We start from the raw sequence: 25595 nt of genomic DNA on the forward strand, positions 1-25595 counted from the left end.
ACTATCTTTGCCAAATAGTTGCAACAAAAAGGTATTCAAGTAGGTTGTGCAAACTGAAGGCACAACTGTTGAAGAAATAAAAATACAAATACATGAAACTAACTGTCATCGGAACAGGCTATGTAGGATTGGTATCAGGAACTTGTTTCTCAGAAATGGGGAATAAAGTAACCTGTGTAGATATCGATCAAGAAAAAATAAACAAACTGCATCAAGGAATCATTCCTATCTACGAACCAGGATTAGAAAAAATGGTGTTGAAAAACGTAGAAAAACAAAACTTATTCTTTACGACGAAACTAGAAGAGGCGATTGAAGAAGCCGAAATTGTTTTTATTGCGGTCGGAACTCCAATGGGAGAAGACGGTTCTGCAGATTTACAATACGTGTTAGCGGTAGCAAAAGAGATTGGTCAAAAGATGAATCACAGATTAATTGTAGTTGATAAATCTACCGTACCTGTGGGTACAGCCGATAAAGTAAAAGCAACAATTCAAGCAGAATTAGATAAAAGAAATGTAAAAATTGAGTTCGATGTAGTTTCAAATCCTGAATTTTTAAAAGAAGGAGATGCAATCAACGATTTCATGAAGCCAGATAGAGTCGTAATTGGAGCAGAGTCGGACTATGCGTTTGAAAAAATGCGTCAGTTATACACGCCATTCACCATGTCACACGAACGTTTTATAGCAATGGATGTTCGTTCTGCGGAAATGACGAAGTACGCAGCAAATGCCATGCTAGCAACAAAAATTTCGTTTATGAATGAAATGGCTAATATTTGCGAACGAGTAGGAGCTGATGTAAACAATGTTCGAGCAGGAATCGGTTCTGATTCAAGAATAGGGTACAGTTTTATTTATCCTGGAGCTGGTTATGGAGGTTCTTGTTTTCCGAAGGATGTGAAAGCATTGAAAAAAATTGCGGAAGAAAACGGTTATGAGGCACAATTGATAAGGTCAGTTGAAGAGGTAAACAATCGCCAGAAGTTTGTAGTAGCAGAGAAAATCATCAAAAGATTTGGAGAAGATTTAACAGGAAAAACTTTTGGTTTATGGGGATTAGCATTTAAGCCAGGAACCGATGATATGCGTGAGGCTCCAGCAATTTATGTCGTAAAAGAACTGGTAAAAAGAGGGGCAAAAGTGCAAGCTTATGACCCGAAGGCGATGGAAGAAGCACAACATTTTTATTTAAAAGATGTTGAGAATATCGCCTATAAAAATTCAAAATACGAAGTGTTAGCCGATGCTGATGCATTGATATTATTGACAGAATGGAAAGAATTCCGTTCCCCAGATTTTTCTGAAATTGAAAAACAATTGAAAACTCCCGTTATTTTCGATGGAAGAAATCAATACAATAGCTATAGTTTAGAAGAAAGAGGATTTGAATATTATCAAATAGGAAAGAACTAATGAAAATTTTAGTAACAGGAGCAGCAGGCTTTATTGGATTTCATTTAAGTAAAAAATTATTAGCATTAGGGCATACAGTTGTCGGGATTGATAATATCAATGATTATTACGATATCAATTTAAAGTACGCTCGATTAAAAGAGTTGGGAATTGATAGAGAGAATGCTGAGGTTTTTTATCAAGAATCGATTAGTTCGACAAATGAAAACTTCAAGTTTATCCGATTAAACTTAGAAGATAAAGAAGAACTACTTCAATTATTTACTGCTGAAAAATTTGAAGTGGTTTGTAACCTTGCAGCACAAGCAGGGGTCCGTTATAGCATCGAAAATCCTGATGCATACATTCAAAGTAACATTGTTGGTTTTCTAAATATTTTAGAATGTTGCAGATATCATGAGATTAAACATTTGGTGTATGCGAGTAGTTCAAGTGTGTACGGAGCCAATAAAAAAGTACCTTTTTCCGAAGAAGATAGTGTAGATAATCCTGTGAGTTTGTACGCAGCAACGAAAAAGAGTAACGAACTCATGGCGCATACCTACAGCCATTTGTATAAGATTCCAACAACAGGATTACGATTTTTTACCGTTTACGGACCTTGGGGAAGACCTGATATGGCACCGATATTATTTGCTGATGCTATTTCAAATGATCGTCCAGTCAAAGTGTTTAACAACGGGGATATGGAACGTGATTTCACCTATATAGATGATATTGTAGAAGGAGTAAAGCGAGTAATAGAAAAGTCGGTTGAAAATAGAGAGCTGTATAAAATCTATAATATAGGAAATAATGATTCCGTAAAACTGTTAGATTTTATCACCCAAATGGAAATGAGCTTAGGGAAAGAAGCAACCAAAGAAATGTTACCGATGCAGATGGGTGATGTAAAAAGAACTTGGGCAAATGTTGATGGTTTAATCAGTGATTACGAATACAAGCCTCAGGTAAAGGTAGCAGAAGGAGTACGTCGTTTTGTGCAATGGTATCAAAAATATCATAGTTAGTTTATAAAGGTTTCAATTATAATATAATTGTTTAATGACTTACCAAGAAGTACTAGATTGGATGTTTGCTCAGTTGCCAATGTACCAACGTCAAGGACAAACAGCATTTGAAAAAGATTTAACCAATATTGTTGCATTGTGTGAAGAGCTTGGGAATCCACATAAAAAGTTCAAAACGATTCATGTAGGAGGAACGAACGGGAAAGGATCCACTAGTCATATGCTAGCTTCTATATTACAAGAGGCGGGTTATAAAGTTGGATTGTATACGTCTCCACATTTAAAAAACTTCACAGAACGCATTCGAATCAACGGAGAAGAGATTTCCAGAGATGCGGTAATTGATTTTATAGTAAACAATAAAGCCTTTTTAGAAAAGCAAGGATTGTCTTTTTTTGAAATGACAGTAGGGATGGCGTTTGAAGAATTTGCCAATCAAAAAGTAGATATTGCGATTATTGAAGTAGGTTTAGGAGGAAGATTAGATTCTACCAATATAATTACGCCTGAAGTTTCGGTAATTACGAACATCGGGTTGGATCACACCCAATTTTTAGGAGAAACCTTACCAGAAATAGCTTTTGAAAAGGCAGGAATCATCAAACAGAATATTCCTGTAGTTATTGGTGAACGTCAAAAAGAAACAGAGAATGTTTTTATCGCTAAAGCGGAAGTATGTAATGCTTCTATTGTTTTTGCTTCAGATAACCCAAAAAGCTATACAACGGATTTACTAGGAGACTATCAAAAGCACAATGTAGCCACAGCGGTAACTACGATTCAACAAGTAAAAGAGTATAAAGTTTCTGAAGAAAATATCAAAAACGGATTGTTAAACGTAGTAAAAAACACCAATTTAAAAGGACGTTGGCAGGTGTTACAGAACAATCCGAAGGTAATTTGTGATACAGCACATAACAAAGAAGGATTATTTTATACCTTAGAACAATTAAAAAAGGAAAATTATAAGCAATTACACATCGTTTTAGGAGTAGTTTCAGATAAAAATTTGAGTGAAATTTTACCCATGTTTCCAAAAAATGCGATGTATTATTTCTGTAAACCAAATATTCCTCGTGGGTTGTCAGCAGATGAATTAAAAGCCCAAGCTAACGAATTTGGATTGGTAGGAGAGGTGTTTGATTCTGTAATTCAGGCACTTGAAAAGTCTAAAGCAAATGCATCTGAGAAGGATGTAATCTACGTAGGTGGAAGCACATTTGTAGTGGCAGAAATTTTATAGAAAAAAAAATGAAAAAAGTTATTGCCAATCTCTAAAACTGTTATATATTTGCATCCGCAATTAACAAGTAAGATTGCGTAGCTCAGTTGGTTCAGAGCATCCCGATTAACATCGGGAGGGTCAGGGTTACTACTCGAATCCTTAACGAGTTTAAATAAAAAAGGGCGCGTAGCTCAGTTGGTTCAGAGCATCCCGATTAACATCGGGAGAGTCAGGGTTACCACTCGAAACCTTAACGAGTTTAAATAAAAAAGGGCGCGTAGCTCAGTTGGTTCAGAGCATCCCGATTAACATCGGGAGAGTCAGGGTTACCACTCGAAACCTTAACGAGTTTAAATAAAAAAGGGCGCGTAGCTCAGTTGGTTCAGAGCATCCCGATTAACATCGGGAGAGTCAGGGTTACCACTCGAAACCTTAACGAGTTTAAATAAAAAAGGGCGCGTAGCTCAGTTGGTTCAGAGCATCCCGATTAACATCGGGAGAGTCAGGGTTACCACTCGAATCCTTAACGAGTTTAAATAAAAAAGGGCGCGTAGCTCAGTTGGTTCAGAGCATCCCGATTAACATCGGGAGAGTCAGGGTTACCACTCGAAACCTTAACGAGTTTAAATAAAAAAGGGCGCGTAGCTCAGTTGGTTCAGAGCACTTGGTTTACACCCAAGGGGTCAGGGGTTCGAATCCCTTCGCGCCCACAACTCTTAAAAGAGTTAAATGTAATCATCATCCAGATTAACATCGGGAGAGTCAGGGTTACCACTCGAAACCTTAACGAGTTTAAACAAAAAAGGGCGCGTAGCTCAGTTGGTTCAGAGCACTTGGTTTACACCCAAGGGGTCAGGGGTTCGAATCCCTTCGCGCCCACAGATAAAACCTCTACAAAATGTAGAGGTTTTTTTATTTTACAGCTATGAATTACTTCGTTTATATTTTGTATTCAAAAACTTTAGATAAATATTATATCGGTTCTACGAATGATGTGGAAAACCGATTAAGAAAACATTTGTCAAATCATAAAGGATATACATCAAAAGCAAAAGACTGGATTGTGGTGTATCAAGAAGTGTGTGGTTCTAAAGAGTTAGCGGTTAAAAGAGAGTTTTCGATTAAAAAATGGAAGAGTAGAAAGATGATAGAGGTTTTAATTGAGAAGAATAGGTAGAGAGTCAGTGTTTATCCCGATGCTAATCGGGAGGTTCGAATCCCTTTCCCGAAATGAATTCGGGACAAGCAGCGCCCACAGATAAAACCTCTACATTTTGTAGAGGTTTTTTTATTTTACAGCTATGAATTACTTTGTTTATATTTTGTATTCAAAAACTTTAGATAAATATTATGTCGGTTCTGCGAATGATGTGGTAAACCGATTAAAAAAGCATTTGTCAAATCACAAAGGGTATACATCAAAAGCAAAAGACTGGATTGTGGTGTATCAAGAAGTGTGTGGTTCTAAAGAGTTAGCGGTTAAAAGAGAGTTTTCGATTAAAAAATGGAAGAGTAGAAAGATGATAGAGGTTTTAATTGAGAAGAATAGGTAAAGGGTCAGTGTTTATCCCGATGCTAATCGGGAGGTTCGAATCCCTTTCCCGAAATAAATTCGGGACAAGCAGCGCCCACAGATAAAACCTCTACAAAATGTAGAGGTTTTTTTATTTTACAGCTATGAATTACTTCGTTTATATTTTGTATTCAAAAACTTTAGATAAATATTATATCGGTTCTGCGAATGACGTGGAAAACCGATTAAGAAAACATTTGTCAAATCATAAAGATATACATCAAAAGCAAAAGACTGGATTGTAGTGTATCAAGAAGTGTGTGGTTCTAAAGAGTTAGCGGTTAAAAGAGAGTTTTCGATTAAAAAATGGAAGAGTAGAAAGATGATAGAGGTTTTAATTGAGAAGAATAGGTAAAGGGTCAGTGTTTATCCCGATGCTAATCGGGAGGTTCGAATCCCTTTCCCGAAATAAATTCGGGACAAGCAGCGCCCACAGATAAAACCTCTACAAAATGTAGAGGTTTTTTTATTTTACAGCTATGAATTACTTCGTTTATATTTTGTATTCAAAAACTTTAGATAAATATTATATCGGTTCTACGAATGACGTGGAAAACCGATTAAGAAAACATTTGTCAAATCATAAAGGATATACATCAAAAGCAAAAGATTGGATTGTGGTATATCAAGAAGCGTATATTTCCAAAGAAGTAGCAGTTAAAAGAGAATTTGAGATTAAAAAATGGAAGAGTAGAAAGATGATAGAGGTTTTAATAGAGAAGAATAGGTAGAGGGTCAGTGTTTATCCCGATGCTAATCGGGAGGTTCGAATCCCTTTCCCGAAATGAATTCGGGACAAGCAGCGCCCACAGATAAAACCTCTACATTTTGTAGAGGTTTTTTGCTTTATAGCTATGAGTTACTTTGTTTATATTTTGTATTCAAAAAGTTTGATATTTCAAAGTGTTTCCGACCTACCGAAAATTTAGATAAAGGTTCGTAAGTCTAGATTTTTTTGGTTCGTTTTTTCATCGATGGAAAAAATGAACAGCATAAAAGAAAATTAAGTCATTTCGACTGTAAGGAGAAGTCTTTAGGTTCAGCGTAGCTAAATCCTTAGATTCAGTGTAGTTAATCTCAACCCCGACCTATTTTCATTTAGTAGAACCCAAGAATAATAACTTCTTTTTCATAAGAATAGTACGCAAAAGCTTCGAGATTCAGGTGAGCATCGCCGCGAAGTTTTGCGTACGGTTCTGCATGGCAGAAATTCCTATTGAAAAAGTGTCCTTTTTTGATTCGTTTTTTGGACAAGCAAAAAATGAATGGAGGGTAAAAAAAAGATCCTTATCACAAACTAACACTGAACGCTGTACCCTGAGCGTATTCGAAGGGTAATTAAAAGAAAGAGTGCTTCATCCTGTTCCGAAATTTCGGAAGATTTCAGGATCTCATTGTATAGAACCGTCAAAAACAACCCCGACCTACTTTTCATTTTAGTAGAACCCAAGAATAATAACTTCTTTTTCATAAGAATAGTACTCAAAAGCTTCGAGATTCAGGCGTGAAACGCCGCGAAGTTTTGCGTACGGTTCTGCATGGCAGAAATTCCTATTGAAAAAGTGTCTTTTTTTGATTCGTTTTTTGGACAAGCAAAAAATGAATGGGGGAATAAAAAGAAAAGACCGTTACCACAAACTGATACTGAACGCAGCACCCTGAGCGTAGTCGAAGGGTAATCAAAAAGAAAGGATACGTCATCCTGTTCCGAAATTTCGGAAGATTTCAGGATCTCATTGTATAGAACCGTCAAAAACAACCCCGACCTATTTTCATTTAGTAGAATCCAAGAATAATAACTTCTTTTTCATAAGAATAGTACTCAAAAGCTTCGAGATTCAGGTGTGAAACGCCGCGAAGTTTTGCGTACGTTTCTGCATGGCAGAAATTCCTGTTGAAAAAGTGTCCTTTTTTGATTCGTTTTTTGGACAAGCAAAAAATGAATGTGGGGAATAAATAGAAAAGACCGTTGCCATAAACTGATACTGAACGCTGCACCCCGAGCGTAGTCGAAGGGTAATCAAAATGGCAGTAATACAATTTTAAGGACAAGAGCGTAAAAGAATAACCCCGACCTACCGAAAATTTATCGTAAAATTTGAAGTGAAGTTCCCGTAAAATTTTAGGCTGTTTGAGCCTAAACGGAGTTTTATTTAAAGTACTGCTTTGTAAAGGCGAGTTCCTAAAATTTAGAGAACGAGCAAGAAATTTAGATAAAGGTTCGTAAGTCTAGATTTTTTTGGTTCGTTTTTTTATCAATGGAAAAAATGAACAGTATAAAGATTGTCACATCAAGTGATTTCTCGGAGAGAAGGGGAGAATCCCGACGCCTCGGAAGTATCTTTATATCTTGTGGAATAAAAAAATAACTTATACAGCCTTTTTTGTTTTATAACCTTTTATTAATATTGTTTTTTGTAGTTTTGCGGACTAATAAAAGAGAAAAAGAAATTTTTAACTTCTTAAAAATGAATATAGATCTTTCCGAAAAGAAAATAGTAGTTACTGGAGGTGCTGGTTTTATAGGTTCCAATCTTTGTGAGGTACTATTAGAAAAGAACAACAAAGTAGTGTGTTTAGATAACTTCGCTACAGGAAAAAGAGAAAATATAACGCACCTTCATGATAATCCAAATTTCAAGTTAATAGAAGGTGATATAAGAAACTTAGAAGATTGTAAGAAAGCTGTTGAAGGAGTAGACTATGTACTACATCAAGCAGCTTTAGGTTCGGTGCCTAGATCAATTAACGATCCTATTACTTCTAACGATGTAAATGTGGGAGGATTTCTAAATATGCTAGTAGCTTCAAGAGATGCAGGGGTAAAACGTTTTGTATACGCTGCCAGTTCTTCAACCTATGGAGATTCAAAAGGGTTGCCAAAAGTAGAAGATGTGATAGGGAAACCATTATCTCCTTATGCTATCACAAAATATGTGAATGAATTGTATGCAGATGTTTTTGCAAAAACCTATGGTTTAGAAACGATCGGACTCCGTTATTTCAATGTATTTGGTAGAAAGCAAGATCCAAATGGAGCGTATGCAGCAGTAATTCCAAAGTTCGTAGGGCAATTTATGAAAGGTGAGTCACCTACAATTAACGGAGATGGGAATTATTCAAGAGATTTCACCTACATTGATAATGTAATTCAAGCAAACTTATTGTCTTTAGTAGCGGATAAACCTGAAGCAATAAATACAGTATATAATGTAGCGTACGGAGATAGAAACACGTTGAATGATTTGGTAGGGTATTTAAAAGATTACTTATCAGAGTTCGACGACTCTATAAAGAATATAGAGGTACAACATGGACCTAATAGAGTAGGGGATATTCCTCATTCTTTGGCAAGTGTAGAGAAAGCAACAAAATTATTGAATTATAATCCACAATACTCACTTCAGCAAGGGTTAAAAGAAGCGGTGAAGTGGTATTGGGAAAATTTGTAATTGGAAGGTATTTAGTCTAAGAATAAATTATATTTCAGAAGTAGACTTTTTAAAAGTTTTAGAAACAATAATTAGCTTGCAAATAAGAATAGTTGGATTAAGAAAGAAAATAGTTAATAAGTAAAATAAGACCAGTCTAAGTCTAAGTCATAGTCTTTGTTTTAGTCATAGTCATAGTCAAAAAAAATAATGAAGCAACCAAAAATAGCCGTTATAGGATTAGGGTATGTAGGATTACCGTTAGCAAGATTATTCGCTACAAAATATCCTACCGTTGGTTTTGATATCAATAAAGAACGTGTAATTGAATTAATGTCGGGAACAGATACTACTTTAGAAGTAGAGGATGAGATATTACAATCAGTATTAGTAGAAAAGCCTTCAGATTCAAATGGATTGTTTTGTTCTACTTCTTTGGAAGATATTAAAGAGTGTAACTATTATATAGTAACAGTACCAACTCCTGTTGATAAGAACAATCGACCTGTATTAACTCCCTTGGTAAAAGCGAGTGAAACGGTAGGGGCAGTGTTAAAGCAAGGAGATATTGTAGTATATGAGTCGACAGTGTATCCTGGTGCAACTGAGGAAGAATGTATTCCTGTGTTAGAAAGAGTATCTGGATTAGAATTCAATAAAGATTTTTACGGAGGATACTCGCCAGAACGTATCAATCCAGGAGACAAGGAGCATACGGTTGAAAAAATTTTGAAAGTTACTTCAGGGTCTACACCTGAAATAGGAAAAAGAGTAGACGACTTGTATAAATCGGTGATTACTGCAGGGACACATTTAGCACCAACAATTAAAGTGGCGGAAGCAGCCAAAGTGATTGAAAATTCTCAAAGAGACATCAATATTGCTTTTGTAAATGAGTTAGCTAAAATTTTTGGATTGATGGATATCAATACACACGATGTGCTAGAAGCAGCTGGAACCAAATGGAACTTTCTACCATTCAAACCTGGATTAGTTGGAGGGCATTGTATAGGAGTTGATCCTTATTATTTAGCACAGAAAGCGCAAGAGTATGGATACCATCCAGAAATAATCTTGGCAGGGCGTAGATTGAATGATAGCATGGGTGAATATGTAGCTTCTGAAGTGGTAAAGCTGATGATTAAAAAAGATATTCGCGTAAAAGATGCGAACGTTTTAGTGTTAGGAGTAACCTTTAAAGAAAATTGCCCTGATGTACGAAATACTAAGGTAGTGGATGTGGTTGCTGCGTTAAAAGAGTACGGAACGGATATTACTATTTACGATCCTTGGGCAAACGAAGAGGAAGTAAGGCATGAGTACGGATTGGTTTCAACAAGGGAGCTACCAAAAGAATCTTTTGATGCGATTGTATTAACAGTAGCACATAAAGAGTTTGAAGACTTAGACTTTTCATCATTACGAAATGAAAAATCAGTAGTATACGATGTAAAAAACGTATTAGCTACTACTATAAAAGATAAAAATCTGTAATTAAAATGGAGTATTTTGTTCACGAAACAGCTATAATCGATAAAGAAGCTGTAATAGGAAAAGGTACAAAGATTTGGTGTTTTTCACATATTATGTCAAATTCTACTATAGGGGAAAAATGTAATATAGGACAGAATGTAGTAGTGTCACCAGATGTTGTTTTAGGAAATAATGTTAAGGTACAAAATAATGTTTCTATATATACTGGGGTAATTTGTGAAGAAGATGTTTTTTTGGGCCATCCATGGTATTTACTAATGTGATTAACCCAAGAAGTGCTGTTAATAGAAAAAGCGAGTACAAAAAAACAATAGTAAAAAAAGGAGCTAGTATTGGAGCTAATGCAACCATTGTTTGTGGGAATGATATAGGAGAGTATGCTTTTATTGGTGCGGGAGCTGTTGTGACAAAAACAATCAAACCTTATGCTTTGGTTGTAGGCAATCCATCAAGACAAATAGGTTGGGTAAGTGAATATGGACATCGTCTCCATTTTAATGATCAAGGATTTGCGGTTTGTGAAGAAAGTGGTCAGAAGTATAAAATCGAAAACGAGAAGGTTAGTAAAATAAAATAGGTATGAACATAGACTTTGCAAACTTAAATTTAGCATATCAAGAGCATAAAAATGAACTTGATTTAGCATTAAAGGGGGTAATTGATAACTCATCCTTTATAATGGGTAAAGAAGTGTATGATTTAGAGAAATCGCTTAGTGAATTCATTGGGGTAAAACACTCAATTGCTTGTTCTAATGGAACGGATGCTCTATTGTTAGCAATGATGGCTTTGGATATAAAGCCAGGAGATGAGGTTATCACAACTCCATTTACTTTTATAGCTACAGCAGAAACCATAGCTTTTTTAGGAGCTGTACCAGTTTTTGTTGATATTGATGAAGTGACTTATAATATAGACGCTTCTAAAATAGAAGCTAAAATAACAGAAAAAACTAAAGCTATTATGCCTGTCTCTTTGTATGGTCAAACGGCAGATATGGATAGTGTTAATGCTATTGCAGATAAGTATAGTTTAGCTGTAATTGAAGATGGTGCGCAGAGTTTTGGAGCTACTTATAAAGGGAATAAAAGTGGAAACTTATCAACGATTGGAACTACAAGTTTCTTTCCAGCTAAACCTTTAGGTTGTTTTGGAGATGGAGGTGCTGTTTTTACTAATGATGATGTTTTAGCTGAGAAAATGAAGAGTATGCGTGTACATGGACAAACAAAACGTTATCATCATAAATACATTGGTATGGGAGGAAGACTTGATACGCTACAAGCAGCAGTGTTAAACGTTAAGTTAGCTCATTATACCAAAGATATAGAAAGAAGACAACATGTTGCAGAAGAGTATACGGAGCTATTAAAGGGTAAACTAAAAACCCCAGTAGTTTTAAAGGAAAGAACTTCTGTTTGGGCTCAGTATTCTATTCGAGTAAAAAATAGAGATAATATACAGCAAAAACTAAAAGAAAAGGGTATTCCTACAGCTGTACATTATCCAAAGCCATTACACCTACAAGAATGTTTTTCTTATTTAGGAGGTAGTGTTGGAGATTATCCTATTTCTGAAAAAATAGCTACTGAAATTATGAGCTTACCTATGAATCCGTACTTAACATTGGAAGAACAAAAATATATAGTAAAAAACTTAATTGAATTAATATAAAATTGACAATGAAAAATTTTGCATTGATAGGAGCATCAGGTTATATAGCTCCAAGGCATTTAAAAGCAATTAAGGATACAAATAATAATTTAGTTGCCGCATTAGATAAGTTTGACAGTGTAGGGATTATGGATAGTTATTTTCCAGATGCTGATTTTTTTGTAGAAACTGAGCGTTTTGATAGACATATTGAAAAACTAAAGTATGATAAAGGAGTAAAACTTGATTATGTGAGCATTTGTACTCCAAACTATTTACATGATTCCCACATTCGTATGGCATTAAGAAGGGGAGCCGATGCGATTTGTGAAAAGCCTTTGGTGTTGAACCCATGGAATATTGATGCTCTTGAAAAAATGGAGAAAGAATCAGGACAGAGAGTGTGGAATATTTTACAATTAAGAGAGCATCAAAGCATTATAGAATTAAAAAATAAAGTAGATAATGCTCCAGGCGACAAAATTTTTGATGTTGATTTAACTTATTTAACTTCAAGAGGAAACTGGTATTATACATCTTGGAAGGGAGATGTTCATAAGTCAGGAGGTATTGCTACTAATATAGGTGTCCATTTTTATGATATGCTTTCTTGGATTTTTGGAGAAGTAAAGCAAAACATTGTACATGTACACACTCATGATAGAGCTGCTGGATATTTAGAGTTTGAACGAGCAAGAGTACGTTGGTTCTTGTCAATAAACTATGACGTGTTACCAAAGGAGATTAAAGCTAAAGGACAAAGAACGTATCGCTCAATAACGATTGAAGGTGAAGAATTGGAGTTTTCAGGTGGGTTTACAGATTTACACACAAGAGTATATGAAGGAATAATAAATGGAAAAGGGTATGGATTGTCTGATGCTCGTCAAGCAATTGAAATTGTTCACGATATAAGAAGTTTAAATCCTGTAGGGTTAAAAGGAGAATACCATCCTTTTGCAAAAAAAGAATTAGTTAAGCACCCATTTAATATAATTTAATTGATTAAACTAATTATAAAAAATAAGGCATACCTAACTTTACTGTTAATTAATTTATTTTCTGCTTTAGGAGCAATATTGTTATACCGAGGGATAAACGAAAAATATGGTGAAGTAGATATGTATTTATTTACTTATTACAAAAGAATAATGTCTTTTTTAGCTCCAGTATCTTTAATAGGCCTAGGGGTTACTTTGGTAAGGAAGGTAAGTGTAGATGTTGAAAATTCTATTAATTATGTAGTATTGTCTTTATTAGCTACACTAATTTTGCCAATTGTTTTACTATGTGTGTTCATTATTTCTCCTGATATATTTGATAAGATCTTTTTTGCAGGAGAACCTTATGGATATCTGGTAATACCTCTAATAGTTAATTTAATAGGGTTAAGTTTTTTTGCCATTTTAATGAGTTATTTAAGGGGGGTTAGTAAGTTTATTTATGCAAGTAGTTTGAATTTGGTTTTTGTAATCTGTATTCCCTTTTTGTTGTTATTATTTAAATTAAACTTAGTAACTTATTTAAACCTTTACGGAGTATTATTGATTATAGCTTCATTTTTAATAGTTTTAGAATTAAAAAAAGAAAAGGTAGAATTCAAAGTTATTAAATACAGAGACTTTTTTATAGAAGGTTTACATAGACTAATTGGAGATATAAGTTATTACTTTTTATTATTAGCTCCTTCGTATTTTTTATTGCTATTTACTAAAGATATTGTCATTACAAGTGCAATAGGTTTTTGTCAGGTAATAATGAACTCAACTACAATTTTAATTAAACCTATATCATTTGTTAAGCTAACTAGTTCTGCAAAGATGAGCTACAATAAAGACTATTATCTTCTAAAAAAAGATTTTTTTAATGTAACTTTTTATACTTTTATAATATTTGTAATTATTACTATTATTTTATCTCTGTTAATTGAGCTAATAATAGGGCATCTTTTTTCTAAAAATATTTTAACCTTTTTAGAAGATATAAAACTTTTTTTAGTAGTTATACCTTTTTTTGGTGTTTATGTAAGTGGTAGAAGTTATATTGATGGAATTACTAATAAGGCAGTTATGTCTTTTGTGAATTTTATGGGGTTATTAGTGTTTCTGTTGTTAACACTTTCTTTGACGAATTGGCTGTCTTCTTTTTTAGTCATTACTTTAGCATTTATATCGGCTTTTGTAGCAATGGATTTAATAATGATTTTTTATATGAAAAAGTATAAAATATGATTTTGTTGTTTGTCTATTTATTAATCATTAAACTAGTTTTAAATAAATTTGAAAAAAAACTAGGCATTTTCAATTTTATTTTCTTTTTCACAGTTTTTCATGTCGCTTACACATTAATGATTCCATTAGAATTACTTTTTTTAGATGTTAGTAGGTTTGATGTTATTTACTTAAAACCTAATAAATACATTTTTTGGTCATTAATTTCTTATCTAGGGTTCATCATTCCATTTTATTTATTTAGAGTTGAAAACTTCATTAATACAACAGAGTTTAAGGTTTCTACGAATAGAATTAAAAGAATAAATTATATTTTAGGTTTTTATTTTTTTTTAGGAATAGTTTTTTTTAGAAATTCATTATTAAAAGTTAATACATATCAAGGAAATATTGAATTATCAGAGAACTCGTTATATAAATTTTACATAAACTTAGGTATATTTTTTTCTTCTATACTTATATCTCTCTACATCAGAAATAAAAAATATAAGCAAGGAGGTGTATTAATAATAATATTAGTGTTATGGGGTCTTTATTCAAGTGATAAGAATCCTATTTTAATTGGAGGTTTAGGCTTTTTGTTTGGAATTAATAATAGGTTTAAAAAGAAAAAGTCTTTTCTTTTTCTTTTTTTTATAATATTAATTATTCCTGTTTTATCGATACTTTTTAGCAGTTATAGAGCTGGAAATATAAGCAATGTTGATATTTATAGAAGTATGTATAGTAATTCAGATCCTAAAGTGACCATTTAGGAGTGTTATTTATGCAGAACAAAACTTAGAAAAAAATGAACTTTTATATGGGGAAAGCTACTTGAACTCATTGGTAACTTGGGTGCCAAGTAAAATTTGGAAAAGTAGGCCTGAAGATCTATCAATCAAATTTGCAAAAGAAAATATATCAGACTATCATAAAGGTTTGGGGTTAGGTTTTAGCCCAGTAGCTGAAGGCGCTGTTAACTTCGGTTATATAGGTCCCTTTTTTCATTATTTATTAACAGCTAGCAGCTTAGTTATATTAATTTTTTTTCTAAAACAGTTAAAGTTAAACCAATTGAGTAATTACAGTTTAATTTTTTTTGTAATGGTATATGTTGTTTTAATGCATAGATCTCCTTTTAATTTAATGGCTGACATTATAAGAGTGTTGGTTCCTACTTTATTATTTTTTCATTTTACAAAATTTTCTTTTCAACATGAAGGTGTTACACGTTTATCCAATTAATAAAGAAGGAGAAAAGCCTTCAAGCTTCAGAAGAAGTCAGATTAACTCTTTAGAAAAATACGTAACTAGTAATAGTTTTTTTCCAGTTTTAAAGCGAAAAAGTATTTTTCATTTAATAATCTATGGTGTGAAACTAAGAAAATATATAAAGAAAGAAAAAATTGATATTGTACATTGTCATTGGGGTACAACCTTGGCTTTTTTTGGAGTATTATTTTCACAAGTACCATTTATTGTTAGTTTTTGTGGTAGTGATTTACTGGGAAATTATACGATTGGTAAAAAAAGAACATTGAAAGGTAGAGTAAGTACTTTATTTAGTATTTTGGCATCGTATTTATCAAGTCATATTATAGTTAAAAGTAAAGAGTTGTTAGAAGCTCTTCCCAATGTGGTTAAAAGTAAAACAGATATATTACCTAATGGAGTAGATTCATCTTTTTTCTATAAAAGAGATAAAGTAGAATCACGGTTGAAATTAGATCTACCTTTGGATAAAAAGATAATAATTTTTGTTAATAGACCAGGAGCTTGGGTAAAAAATCCAGACAAAGCTAGGCGAATAGGAAGTATATTAGAGTCTAGGAATTGGGGTATATTTAAGGAAATTGCAAATGTTAAACACGATCTTATACCTTATTACTTTTCAGCAGCTGATTTTTTGTTAATAACTTCAATACATGAAGGTTCTTGCAATGTGTTAAAAGAAGCTCTTTTTTGTAATTTAAAAATAATCACAACACCTACTGGTGATTCAAAAGAAAGGTTAAAAGGTATTCCAGAATGTTTTATTTCAAACTCTGATACCGATATAGTAAATTTCGTGTTAAATTCAAAAGATGATGAATTTATAACTCCTCAATTTGCTCTAGAACCTATAGAACTTGGTAGTATAGCAAAAAAAATAATAGATATTTATTCAAAGTATAAATAATAATGTTGAAAATTTTGTTTTTAACATAGACATAATATTATATAATATATTAATTGTTAATTAAGAATATAAATAATGATGTTTAAAGATATTGATAGAGTTTTAGTTTTAGCTCCACATACAGATGATGGAGAATTTGGTTGTGGTGGGACAATTTCAAAGCTAATTGGGGAAGGAGTTGAGGTGCATTATGTTGCGTTTAGTGCTTGTGAGCAGTCAGTATTGCCTCAATTTCCTTCAGATATTCTAATAACGGAGGTAAAAGAAGCAACAAAAGTATTGGGGATTAAAAGAGAGAATTTACATCTGTTAAAATATGATGTAAGAACATTTAATTATAAAAGACAAGAAATTCTTGACGATATAATAAAGTTTAAAAAAGATATTAATCCTGACTTAATATTTATACCCTCTCTAAATGATATACATCAAGATCATGCTACAATAGCAAATGAAGCTGTGAGAGCATTTAAGTTTACAAATATTTTGTCGTATGAAATGCCTTGGAATAATTTTAATTTTGCAACTACAAATTTTTTTGTCTTAACAGAAAATAATGTTCAAACCAAGGTAGAGGCATTAAAAAAATATAAATCCCAAGAGCATAGACCTTACGCAAATGAAGAATTCATCAGATCTTTAGCAAGAACAAGAGGGGTGCAAATAGGAAAACAATATGCAGAAGTTTTTGAAGTAATTAGATTGATTAACTAAAATTTTATAAGATAATGTTGTACTCAAATAATTTTAAAATTAAATCCTCCGAACTACTAAAGTTATTTAATAAAAATCAAATACATGGTTTTAAAGATATTATGCTATTAAAAATAGCTTCATTAGATAAACCCTCAGATAACTCAATTTTTTTTATTAAAAAAAAATCAGATAACACTATAAAATTACTAAAAGAAGTAAAAAACTCAGTTTTTTTTGTAGATGAAATTATTCAGAGTGTAGATAATATTATTATAAAAACACCTAACCCCAGACTTGATTTCACGAAGTTTGTGGAGTATATTTATAATAATTATGATGATGATTATAGTAGGGAAGGAGGAGAGATGTTGGAGTCTAATATTTTTATATCCAAAAGCGCTAAAGTACATCATAGCGCTAAAATATTTCCTAATGTTTATATAGGCCCAAATTCAATAATTGGAAAAAACACTGTTGTTTACCCGAATGTTTCCATTATAGGGAACTCATTCATAGGAGACAACTGTAATATTGGTGCTAACACAGTTATAGGTAATCATGGATTTGGTGGTGAAAGGGGGGGGAATGATGAAATTTTTATGATGCCTCATCTTGGAGGAGTCTTTATAGATGATAATGTTAGAATAGGAGCTAATAATACAATAGTTTCAGGGACAATAAACCCAACAAGAATTGGAGAGAACACAAAGTTTGATGATCATGTACATTTTGCACATAATTGTATTGCTGGTAAATCATGTTTCATTACAGCAAGCGCTCAATTTAGCGGTAGTGTAGTCTTGGGTGATAGAGTGTGGGTTGCTGCTGAATACATCAATAATTCAAGGAATTAAAATAGGTAATGACTCGACAATTGGAATTGGAGCGGTAGTTACAAAGGATGTGGAAGAAAAACAAGTAGTGGCTGGTAACCCAGCAACTGATCTTAAAACATTTATAAAGCAAAGGAAATTTTTAAAAAAAATATAATGAAAGATATAAAAATTAACCAAATAGCATCATTCTCTAAGACATTAACAGAATATGATGTTTTGTCATTTGCCGGAATTACTGGAGACTTTAATCCAGTACATGTTGATAAAATCAAGGCAAAAGAATCAATATTTAAAGATAGAGTGGCTCATGGTATGTTAACGGCGAGCTTTATTTCGACTGTTATCGGAATGTATTTACCAGGTACAGGAAGTATATACTTAGAACAAAATATTAAATTTTTAAAGCCTGTTAAAATTGGAGATACGATTACTGCGTTTGTTGAGGTAATAAAAATTGACTATAAAAAAAGTATTTACACATTGTCTACTTATGTGAAAAATAATCAAGGAGAGATTGTGGTTAATGGAGATGCGAAAATTCTTTATAAATAGTTTTAAGTAGGTAGAGTTTGAGAATATGAAGAAAAATATATGGTTAATTAATCAATATTTGTGTACTCCAGAGCTTAATGGAGATGAACATAGACACTCTTTTTTGGCTGAAGAATTTATTAAGAAAGGTTATGATGTAACTCTTATTACATCATCTTTTTCCCACGTACCGTATAGAGAGAATAAATTTTCTGGAATTTTTAAACTTTTGGAGGGAGATATTCGAACTCTTTTAATAAAAGGAAATACTTATAAAAGTACTCAGGGTTTTTCTAGAGTACTTAGTTGGTTGATCTTTTGTTTCTTATTGTTTTTTATACCATCTCGTAAACTTCCAAAACCCGATATTATTATAGTTTCATCTAATTCTTTACTTCCTATTTTAAACGTAGTTTTTTATTTTAAAAAAAGATTTAAAAAAGTTAGGTTTGTATTAGAAATTAGAGATATTTGGCCTTTATCATTAATTGAAATTGGTAATTTTTCTGAAAAAAATATTATGATTCGCTTTTTAGCTTGGGTAGAAAAAATAGGGTATAAAAGAGCAGACTATATAGTTTCTTTATTATCAGATTGTGATAAACATATTGAGAAGGTTTTAAAGCATAAAGATTTTAAATATTCATGGATTTCTAATGGCTATCAATTAAAAGAAGAATCATATTATGAAGAGTTGCCTGTTTCAATGACAAAAGTAATCCCAAAAGATAAATTTATAATAGGTTATGCTGGTTCTTTAGGGAAGGCAAACGCTATGGAGCATATTATACAGGCGGTTAATGAAATTCAAGATGATAATGTAGTATTATATATATTAGGTAATGGAGATGAAAGAAATAACCTTATTAAGTTATCACAAGGAGCTAATAATATTTTCTTTTTAGATAGAGTTCCAAAAAATCAAGTTTTATCTTTTTTAGAGAAATGCGATTTATTATATTTTAGTTCTAAAAACTTATCTCTATATTCTTATGGTATATCAGCTAATAAGTCTTTTGATTATATGTATGCTGAAAAACCAATATTGATATCAGCACCCCACCACAAAAGTGTTGTTGATCTTTCAGGTTGCGGAAAGCTAATTCCTGCAGAAGATGTAACAGAGCTAAAAAATACCATTAAAAAATTCTCTACAATGGATGATAAAGAGTTAAAAATAATGGGAGAAAAAGGGAAAAAATATTTAAAGGAAAATTTTACTTATGAATTATTAGCTGAAAAATTCATAAAAATTTTTGAAAGTTTTTAATTATGAGTTATATCTTACTTTCATTAGTGTTAATTGTTTTTTCTGTTATTTATTTAAAGTTAGCAGATAAATTAAATATTATAGATAAACCAAACCACAGAAGCTCACACACCTCACCAACAATTAGGGGCGGAGGTATTTTATTTTTTTTAGCAATACTTATTTTTTTTGTTAGTTCAGGATTTCAGTACCCTTACTTTGTACTAGGAGTTTCATTAATTGCTATTGTAAGTTTTGTAGATGATATAATTACACTAAGTTCTAGCTTTAGATTACCTTTTCAGTTTTTGGCAATAGTTTTATGTTTGTATCAAATAGGGTATTCTCCAAATGATTTGTTAGTTTTAATTCCATTGTTAATTGTTGGAGTAGGGTTTATTAACATATATAATTTCATGGATGGAATTAACGGGATAACGGGACTGTATAGTATTGTAAGTTTATTAGGAATTTTACTTATAAATAGTAAAGAAAATATAATTGATAATAATTTAATTGTTTATAGTTTAATGTCTCTAGTTGTTTTTGGATTCTATAATTTTCGGAAAAAAGCAAGAATGTTTGCAGGTGATATTGGAAGTATCTCTATAGCAGTATTACTATTTTTTATAGGGGTTTACTTTATAAAAGAGCTAAAGGCTCCAGTAATTATTCTTTTAGTAGCTGTTTATGGAGCAGATACAATATTAACTATAATATATAGAAAATCGATAGGGGAAAGTTTAACTCAAGCGCATAGGCTCCATATCTATCAAAAAATGGTGCATACCTTAAATTTATCACATTTAAAGGTTTCAACAATTTATGTGTTAATACAAATGATAATTAACACTATAGTGTATTATACTTATGACTTAAAAATTTCTTATCAATACTTAATAATCGTATTAGTTTCACTAATATTAGCAGTTTCCTATTATTTTATGTTTAAAAGTGTAGAAAAAATAAAATAATAGCATAATGAGAAAAATTGCAATAGTAGGTTCGGGAGGACTGGGGAGAGAAGTTTTAGGAATTCTAGAGAGTATTAATAGGAAAAAAAAGCACTGGGATATTATAGGTTTTTTTGATGATAACTTTCATGATGATTTGATAAATGGTTTGCCTATAATTGGAAATATAGATTCGATAAATCAAATTAACGAAGATTTAGCGATTGTTATAGGGGTAGGAAATCCAAATATAAAAGAAAGAATAATAAACAGAATAGAGAATCAGAACATAAGTTTTCCAACTATTTTGCATCCAACAGTAGAAATTTATTCAGAGAATACAATAAGTTTAGGAAAAGGAATTGTAATTGGAGCTAATTCTGTTTTAACTACAAATATTAGTGTTGGAGATTTTGTATACATAAATACAGCTTCTATTATATCGCATGATACTAAAATAGGAAAGTATAGTATGATTATGCCTGTAGTGTCAATTTCGGCAGGAGCTACAATTGGAAAAAAAGTATATATAGGTAATGGAACAAAAATTGATCAGCCAGTTATTATTGAAGATAATGGTTTTATTAAAGCAGGAACAGTTTTTTCTAAATAAGGTTTAATACGTACAGAATGAAAAAAAATACTAGTAACAGGAGGTTTAGGTTTTATCGGTTCACACGTAGTGGTAGAACTACAAAGTGCAGGCTTTGAAGTAGTAATTATTGACGACTTATCGAATTCTAAAATTGAAGTATTAGAGCAAATTACTGAGATTACCAATGTTAAACCAGACTTTCACCAGATAGATTTACGAGATAAAGAAGTTGTAAGTAGCTTTTTTAATGAGAATATAATTGATGGAGTGATACACTTTGCAGCTTTTAAAGCGGTAGGAGAGAGTGTGCAAAAACCGTTGGATTATTATGAAAATAATATCAATGCCTTAGTATATCTGTTACAAGAAATGAAAGATCGAAATATAGATCATTTTATCTTCAGTTCATCGTGTACTGTATATGGACAAGCAGATGAGTTACCAATTACAGAAGAAGCACCTATTAAACCAGCAGAGTCTCCTTATGGAAATACCAAACAGATAGGAGAAGAAATTATAAAAGATAGTTGTAAAGCGTATGACATGAATGCCATAGCTTTACGATACTTTAATCCGACAGGAGAGCATGAGTAAATTAAAATTGGAGAGTTACCATTAGGAGTACCACAAAATTTAATTCCATTTATCACACAAACAGCGGCAGGAATCAGAGAAGAACTAGCAGTTTTTGGAGATGATTATCCAACCCCAGATGGTACTGCAATTCGTGATTATATCCATGTAGTTGATTTAGCAAAAGCGCATGTAAAAGCTTTGGAACGCTTGTTGAATAAAGAGAATGAAGAAAATTTCGAATTTTTCAATGTAGGAACAGGAAAAGGAAGCTCTGTAATGGAAATCATAAAAACCTTCGAAACTGTAACGCAACAATTGTTGAATTATAAAATAACTGATAGAAGAGAAGGAGACATTACAGCTGCCTATGCAGATACTACAAAAGCCAATAAGGTATTAGACTGGAAACCCCAAGAAACATTAGAAGAAGCCTTATTTTCAGCTTGGAAGTGGCAACAAAAACAGAAATAATAAGAGAAACTTGTCATTTCGACCGTAGGGAGAAATCTTTAGGTTTAGTGTAGTTAAATCTTTAGGTTATGAGTTACTCCTCTTAATAAGATTTCTCACATTCGTTACCACTCATGTTCGAAATGACATTTTGTTTGTTATTTCGAATGCAAGGAGAAAATTTCTTTTTCAAAGAATAGGATGCAAAAGCTTCGAGATTCAGGCGTGAAACGCCGCGAAGTTTTGCGTACGGTTCTGCGTAGCAGAAATTCCTATTGAAAAAGTGTCCTTTTTTGATTCGTTTTTTGGACAAGCAAAAAATGAATGAGGAATAAAAAGAAAAGACCGTTACCACAAACTGATACTGAACGCAGCACCCTGAGCGTAGTCGAAGGGTAATCAAAAAGAAAGGGTACGTCATCCTGTTCCGAAATTTCGGAAGATTTCAGGATCTCATCATATAGAACCGTCAAAAACAACCCCGACCTATTTTCATTTAGTAGAATCCAAGAATAATAACTTCTTTTTCATAAGAATAGTACTCAAAAGCTTCGAGATTCAGGTGTGAAACACCGCGAAGTTTTGTGTACGGTTCTGCGTAGCAGAAATTCCTATTGAAAAAGTGTCCTTTTTTGATTCGTTTTTTGGACAAGCAAAAAATGAATGAGGGAATAAAAAGAAAAGACCGTTACCATAAACTGATACTGAACGCTGTACCCTGAGCGTAGTCGAAGGGTAATCAAAATGGTAGTAATACAATTTTAAGATAAGAGCGTAGAAAATAAATTCCGACCTATTTTCATTTTAGTAGAATTCAAGGTTATGGAGTACAAGAGAATCCAAAGAGTTTACGGTCTGGTTTCGAATACGGAATACAACGTAGAATTCAAAAAAAGGAAAATACGTCTAGATTTTTTTGGTTCGTTTTTTCATCAATGGAAAAAATGAACAGTATAAAAGAAAATCACATCATTTCGACCGCAGGGAGAAATCTTTAGGTTCTGTGTAGCTAAATCCTAAGGTTATGAGTTACTCCTTTTAATAAGATTTCTCACATTCGTAACCACTCATATTCGAAAAGACGTTTTGTTTGTTATTTCGACCGCAAGGAGAAATTTTTGTGTTAAACGTAGTTAAATCTTAAAGTTGTAAGAGATTCCATTTGATAAGATTTAGCTGCGCTGAACCTAGCGGTTTCTCACATTCGTTATCACTTAGTTCGAAATGATGTTTTGTTCATTATTTCGATTCAAACGAGAAACCTCTTTTTCAAAGAATAGGAGGCAAAAGCTTCGAGATTCAGGCGTGAAACGCCGCGAAGTTTTGCGTACGGTTCTGCTCGGCAGAAATTCCTATTGAAAAAGTGTCCTTTTTTGATTCGTTTTTTGGACAAGCAAAAAATGAATGGGGATGAAGAGAAAAGTTTGTTTTTCATCAATGGAAAAAATGAACAGCATAAAAGAAGACCACGTCATTTCCACAGTAGGGAGAAACCTTTAGGTTAATCGTAGCAAATTTTATATCGAACTAAAGATTTTGAAATTCTTCATCACTTTGTTTGAATCCCTCACTAAAAACTAAAAATTGAGAAGCTCAAAACCCCTAATAGTTTATTTTTTCTATACTTTAGCAATACCATTTGTATAAATTAAACCTATTTTTTATTGGTAGTGTTTGAAAAGAACAAGTGTCAGTTCGAGTGATTCCGATAATAAATCGGAATAGTATCGAGAACAGTTGTATAGGAAAAATACTAAGAATTAAGTTGTTTTATAGTAAGCAAATAAATCAAAATTGTACTACATGAAAGGCATTATACTAGCAGGAGGATCAGGAACAAGATTATATCCTATTACTAAAGGAGTCTCTAAACAGTTACTTCCAGTATATGATAAACCTATGATTTATTATCCACTATCAGTATTGATGTTGGCAGGTATTCGAGAAATATTGATTATTTCTACCCCAGATGACGTACCAAGTTTTCAAAAATTATTAGGAGATGGTAATGATTTAGGAATAAACTTAAGTTATGCAGAACAACCTTCTCCTGATGGATTGGCGCAAGCATTTATCATTGGTGAAGAATTTATAGGGAATGAGGATGTATGCCTCATCTTAGGTGATAATATTTTTTATGGCCACGGTTTGCCTGAAATGTTACAATCTGCAATTGATAATATAAAAGAAGAAAATAAAGCCACTATTTTTGGCTATAATGTAAAAGATCCTGAACGCTATGGAGTGGTAGATTTTGATTCAAACGGAAATGCAATTTCGATTGTTGAAAAACCAGAAAATCCGAAATCGAATTATGCGGTGGTTGGACTGTATTTTTATCCAAATGATGTGATTCAAGTAGCGAAAAATGTAAAACCATCAAACAGAGGAGAGTTGGAAATCACATCTGTAAATCAACATTATTTAGAAAACGAACAGTTAAAAGTTGAATTAATGGGACGTGGTTTTGCGTGGTTAGATACGGGAACACATGATTCTTTATTAGAAGCTAGTCAGTTTATTGAAACAATAGAGAAACGTCAAGGTTTAAAGGTGGCATGTCTTGAAGAAATAGCTTTATATATGGGATATATAAACAAACAACAAGTTAAAAAACTGGCTGAACCTTTGCAGAAAAATAGTTACGGACAGTATTTGTTAAACTTAGCAAAAGAATAAAGGATGATTTTTACAAAAACAGCTATTCCTGAAGTTATCATTATTGAACCAAAAGTTTTTGGAGATCATAGAGGATATTTTTTCGAATCTTTCAATCAAAAAGAGTTTGAAGAAAATATAGGAGAGATAAATTTTGTTCAAGACAATGAGTCAAAATCAACTTTTGGGGCTTTACGAGGGTTACATTTTCAAAAACCACCTTACGCCCAAGCAAAGTTGGTGCGTTGTATTCAAGGAAAAGTGTTGGATGTAGTAGTAGATGTAAGAAAGCACTCACCTAGTTACGGAAAACACATAGCTGTAGAATTATCCGAAGAAAACAAAAAACAACTGTTTATTCCGAGAGGGTTTGCACACGGATTTGTAACTTTATCTGAAGAAGCCATTTTTGCGTATAAGGTGGATAATTGGTATGCTCCTGAATACGATGCTGGAATTATATGGAACGATCCCACATTGAACATCGATTGGGAAATTAATCCCGAAGACGTAATTTTCTCTTCAAAAGACCAACAACTCCCAACTTTTAAAGAATTAGTAACTCCATTTGTGTACTAACCATTACCCTGTTTAGTAGTTATCAAAAGCTTCGAGATTCAAAGAATCACCCGACCTATTTTTCGTTTTAGTAGAATTCAAGAAAAAACCTCTTTTTCATAAGAATAGTACTCAAAAGCTTCGAGACTTAAAGAATCACCCGACCTACCGAAGATTTATCGTAAAATTTGAAGTGAAGTTCCCGTAAAATTTTAGGCTGTTTGAGCCTAAATGAAATTTTATTCAAAGTACTACTTTTTAAAGGCGAGTTCCTAAAATTTAGAGAACGAGCAAAAA

Annotated in this window: 24 protein-coding genes, 2 tRNA genes and 2 pseudogenes; all 28 read left to right on the plus strand. The window is 32.5% G+C overall.

Annotation, left to right across the window (positions count from 1 at the left end; all coding sequences use genetic code 11):
- Nucleotides 1-92: 92 nt before the first annotated feature.
- The 28 genes and pseudogenes from AC3VI6_RS08425 to rfbC all read left to right on the plus strand — a co-directional run bounded on the left by AC3VI6_RS08425 (nucleotide 93) and on the right by rfbC (nucleotide 25319).
- Nucleotides 93-1418, plus strand: a complete 1326-nt coding sequence (locus AC3VI6_RS08425) for a UDP-glucose dehydrogenase family protein (protein ID WP_497705846.1) — start codon at nucleotides 93-95, stop codon at nucleotides 1416-1418.
- Nucleotides 1418-2428, plus strand: a complete 1011-nt coding sequence (locus AC3VI6_RS08430) for an NAD-dependent epimerase (protein ID WP_497705847.1) — start codon at nucleotides 1418-1420, stop codon at nucleotides 2426-2428. The genes AC3VI6_RS08425 and AC3VI6_RS08430 overlap by 1 nt, the downstream gene beginning before the upstream one ends.
- Before the next feature lie 34 nt (nucleotides 2429-2462).
- Nucleotides 2463-3671, plus strand: coding sequence for a bifunctional folylpolyglutamate synthase/dihydrofolate synthase (locus tag AC3VI6_RS08435; protein WP_497705848.1), 1209 nt, complete (start codon nucleotides 2463-2465; stop codon nucleotides 3669-3671).
- A gap of 617 nt (nucleotides 3672-4288) precedes the next feature.
- Nucleotides 4289-4363: transfer RNA gene (locus AC3VI6_RS08440), tRNA-Val, on the plus strand.
- Nucleotides 4364-4457: 94 nt separating this feature from the next.
- A tRNA-Val gene (locus AC3VI6_RS08445) sits at nucleotides 4458-4532 on the plus strand.
- Nucleotides 4533-4578: 46 nt separating this feature from the next.
- Nucleotides 4579-4830: a GIY-YIG nuclease family protein gene (locus tag AC3VI6_RS08450; RefSeq protein WP_497705849.1), complete on the plus strand. Its 252-nt coding sequence runs from the start codon at nucleotides 4579-4581 to the stop codon at nucleotides 4828-4830.
- Nucleotides 4831-4954: 124 nt separating this feature from the next.
- Nucleotides 4955-5206 (plus strand): GIY-YIG nuclease family protein, encoded by a 252-nt coding sequence (locus AC3VI6_RS08455; RefSeq protein WP_497705850.1) that lies wholly within the window; start codon nucleotides 4955-4957, stop codon nucleotides 5204-5206.
- Between the two features lie 124 nt (nucleotides 5207-5330).
- Nucleotides 5331-5471 carry a GIY-YIG nuclease family protein gene (locus AC3VI6_RS08460; protein ID WP_497705851.1) on the plus strand — a complete coding sequence of 47 codons (141 nt, stop codon included), beginning with the start codon at nucleotides 5331-5333 and terminating at the stop codon, nucleotides 5469-5471.
- A gap of 234 nt (nucleotides 5472-5705) precedes the next feature.
- The gene (locus tag AC3VI6_RS08465; RefSeq protein WP_497705852.1) at nucleotides 5706-5957 is read left to right on the plus strand and encodes a GIY-YIG nuclease family protein; all 252 of its coding nucleotides are present in this window, start codon (nucleotides 5706-5708) and stop codon (nucleotides 5955-5957) included.
- Between the two features lie 807 nt (nucleotides 5958-6764).
- Nucleotides 6765-6905, plus strand: a complete 141-nt coding sequence (locus AC3VI6_RS08470; RefSeq protein ID WP_497705853.1) for a hypothetical protein — start codon at nucleotides 6765-6767, stop codon at nucleotides 6903-6905.
- Nucleotides 6906-7694: 789 nt separating this feature from the next.
- Nucleotides 7695-8678 (plus strand): SDR family oxidoreductase, encoded by a 984-nt coding sequence (locus AC3VI6_RS08475; RefSeq protein WP_497705854.1) that lies wholly within the window; start codon nucleotides 7695-7697, stop codon nucleotides 8676-8678.
- 189 nt (nucleotides 8679-8867) lie between these two features.
- Nucleotides 8868-10151, plus strand: a complete 1284-nt coding sequence (locus AC3VI6_RS08480) for a nucleotide sugar dehydrogenase (protein WP_497705855.1) — start codon at nucleotides 8868-8870, stop codon at nucleotides 10149-10151.
- 5 nt (nucleotides 10152-10156) lie between these two features.
- Nucleotides 10157-10728, plus strand: a pseudogene (locus AC3VI6_RS08485) (acyltransferase).
- A 2-nt stretch (nucleotides 10729-10730) separates the two neighbouring features.
- Entirely contained in the window at nucleotides 10731-11825 is a 1095-nt protein-coding gene (locus AC3VI6_RS08490) for a DegT/DnrJ/EryC1/StrS family aminotransferase (RefSeq protein WP_497705856.1), read from the plus strand.
- A gap of 8 nt (nucleotides 11826-11833) precedes the next feature.
- Nucleotides 11834-12805, plus strand: a complete 972-nt coding sequence (locus AC3VI6_RS08495; protein ID WP_497705857.1) for a Gfo/Idh/MocA family protein — start codon at nucleotides 11834-11836, stop codon at nucleotides 12803-12805.
- A 150-nt stretch (nucleotides 12806-12955) separates the two neighbouring features.
- Nucleotides 12956-14035, plus strand: coding sequence for a hypothetical protein (locus AC3VI6_RS08500; protein ID WP_497705858.1), 1080 nt, complete (start codon nucleotides 12956-12958; stop codon nucleotides 14033-14035).
- Nucleotides 14032-14790 carry a hypothetical protein gene (locus AC3VI6_RS08505; RefSeq protein WP_497705859.1) on the plus strand — a complete coding sequence of 253 codons (759 nt, stop codon included), beginning with the start codon at nucleotides 14032-14034 and terminating at the stop codon, nucleotides 14788-14790. Before AC3VI6_RS08500 ends, AC3VI6_RS08505 begins: the two co-directional genes overlap by 4 nt.
- A gap of 82 nt (nucleotides 14791-14872) precedes the next feature.
- Nucleotides 14873-15262 (plus strand): O-antigen polysaccharide polymerase Wzy, encoded by a 390-nt coding sequence (gene wzy, locus AC3VI6_RS08510; protein WP_520436162.1) that lies wholly within the window; start codon nucleotides 14873-14875, stop codon nucleotides 15260-15262.
- Nucleotides 15234-16196: a glycosyltransferase gene (locus tag AC3VI6_RS08515; RefSeq protein ID WP_497705861.1), complete on the plus strand. Its 963-nt coding sequence runs from the start codon at nucleotides 15234-15236 to the stop codon at nucleotides 16194-16196. Before wzy ends, AC3VI6_RS08515 begins: the two co-directional genes overlap by 29 nt.
- A 75-nt stretch (nucleotides 16197-16271) precedes the next feature.
- Nucleotides 16272-16910 (plus strand): PIG-L deacetylase family protein, encoded by a 639-nt coding sequence (locus tag AC3VI6_RS08520; protein WP_497705862.1) that lies wholly within the window; start codon nucleotides 16272-16274, stop codon nucleotides 16908-16910.
- Nucleotides 16911-16924: 14 nt separating this feature from the next.
- A complete protein-coding gene (locus AC3VI6_RS08525) occupies nucleotides 16925-17746 on the plus strand; it encodes a hypothetical protein (protein ID WP_497705863.1) in 822 nt (273 codons plus the stop codon).
- A 135-nt stretch (nucleotides 17747-17881) separates the two neighbouring features.
- Entirely contained in the window at nucleotides 17882-18280 is a 399-nt protein-coding gene (locus tag AC3VI6_RS08530; protein WP_497705864.1) for a MaoC family dehydratase, read from the plus strand.
- Between the two features lie 25 nt (nucleotides 18281-18305).
- Nucleotides 18306-19529, plus strand: coding sequence for a glycosyltransferase family 4 protein (locus AC3VI6_RS08535; RefSeq protein ID WP_497705865.1), 1224 nt, complete (start codon nucleotides 18306-18308; stop codon nucleotides 19527-19529).
- Between the two features lie 2 nt (nucleotides 19530-19531).
- Entirely contained in the window at nucleotides 19532-20482 is a 951-nt protein-coding gene (locus AC3VI6_RS08540; RefSeq protein ID WP_497705866.1) for an MraY family glycosyltransferase, read from the plus strand.
- A 7-nt stretch (nucleotides 20483-20489) separates the two neighbouring features.
- Nucleotides 20490-21074 carry a PglD-related sugar-binding protein gene (locus AC3VI6_RS08545; RefSeq protein ID WP_497705867.1) on the plus strand — a complete coding sequence of 195 codons (585 nt, stop codon included), beginning with the start codon at nucleotides 20490-20492 and terminating at the stop codon, nucleotides 21072-21074.
- A gap of 27 nt (nucleotides 21075-21101) precedes the next feature.
- A pseudogene (gene galE, locus AC3VI6_RS08550) lies at nucleotides 21102-22103 on the plus strand (UDP-glucose 4-epimerase GalE).
- Nucleotides 22104-23885: 1782 nt separating this feature from the next.
- A complete protein-coding gene (gene rfbA, locus AC3VI6_RS08555) occupies nucleotides 23886-24761 on the plus strand; it encodes a glucose-1-phosphate thymidylyltransferase RfbA (RefSeq protein WP_497705868.1) in 876 nt (291 codons plus the stop codon).
- 3 nt (nucleotides 24762-24764) lie between these two features.
- A complete protein-coding gene (rfbC, locus tag AC3VI6_RS08560; RefSeq protein ID WP_497705869.1) occupies nucleotides 24765-25319 on the plus strand; it encodes a dTDP-4-dehydrorhamnose 3,5-epimerase in 555 nt (184 codons plus the stop codon).
- Nucleotides 25320-25595 lie beyond the last annotated feature (276 nt).

The sequence above is a fragment of the Tenacibaculum sp. TB-56 genome, assembly GCF_059716275.2.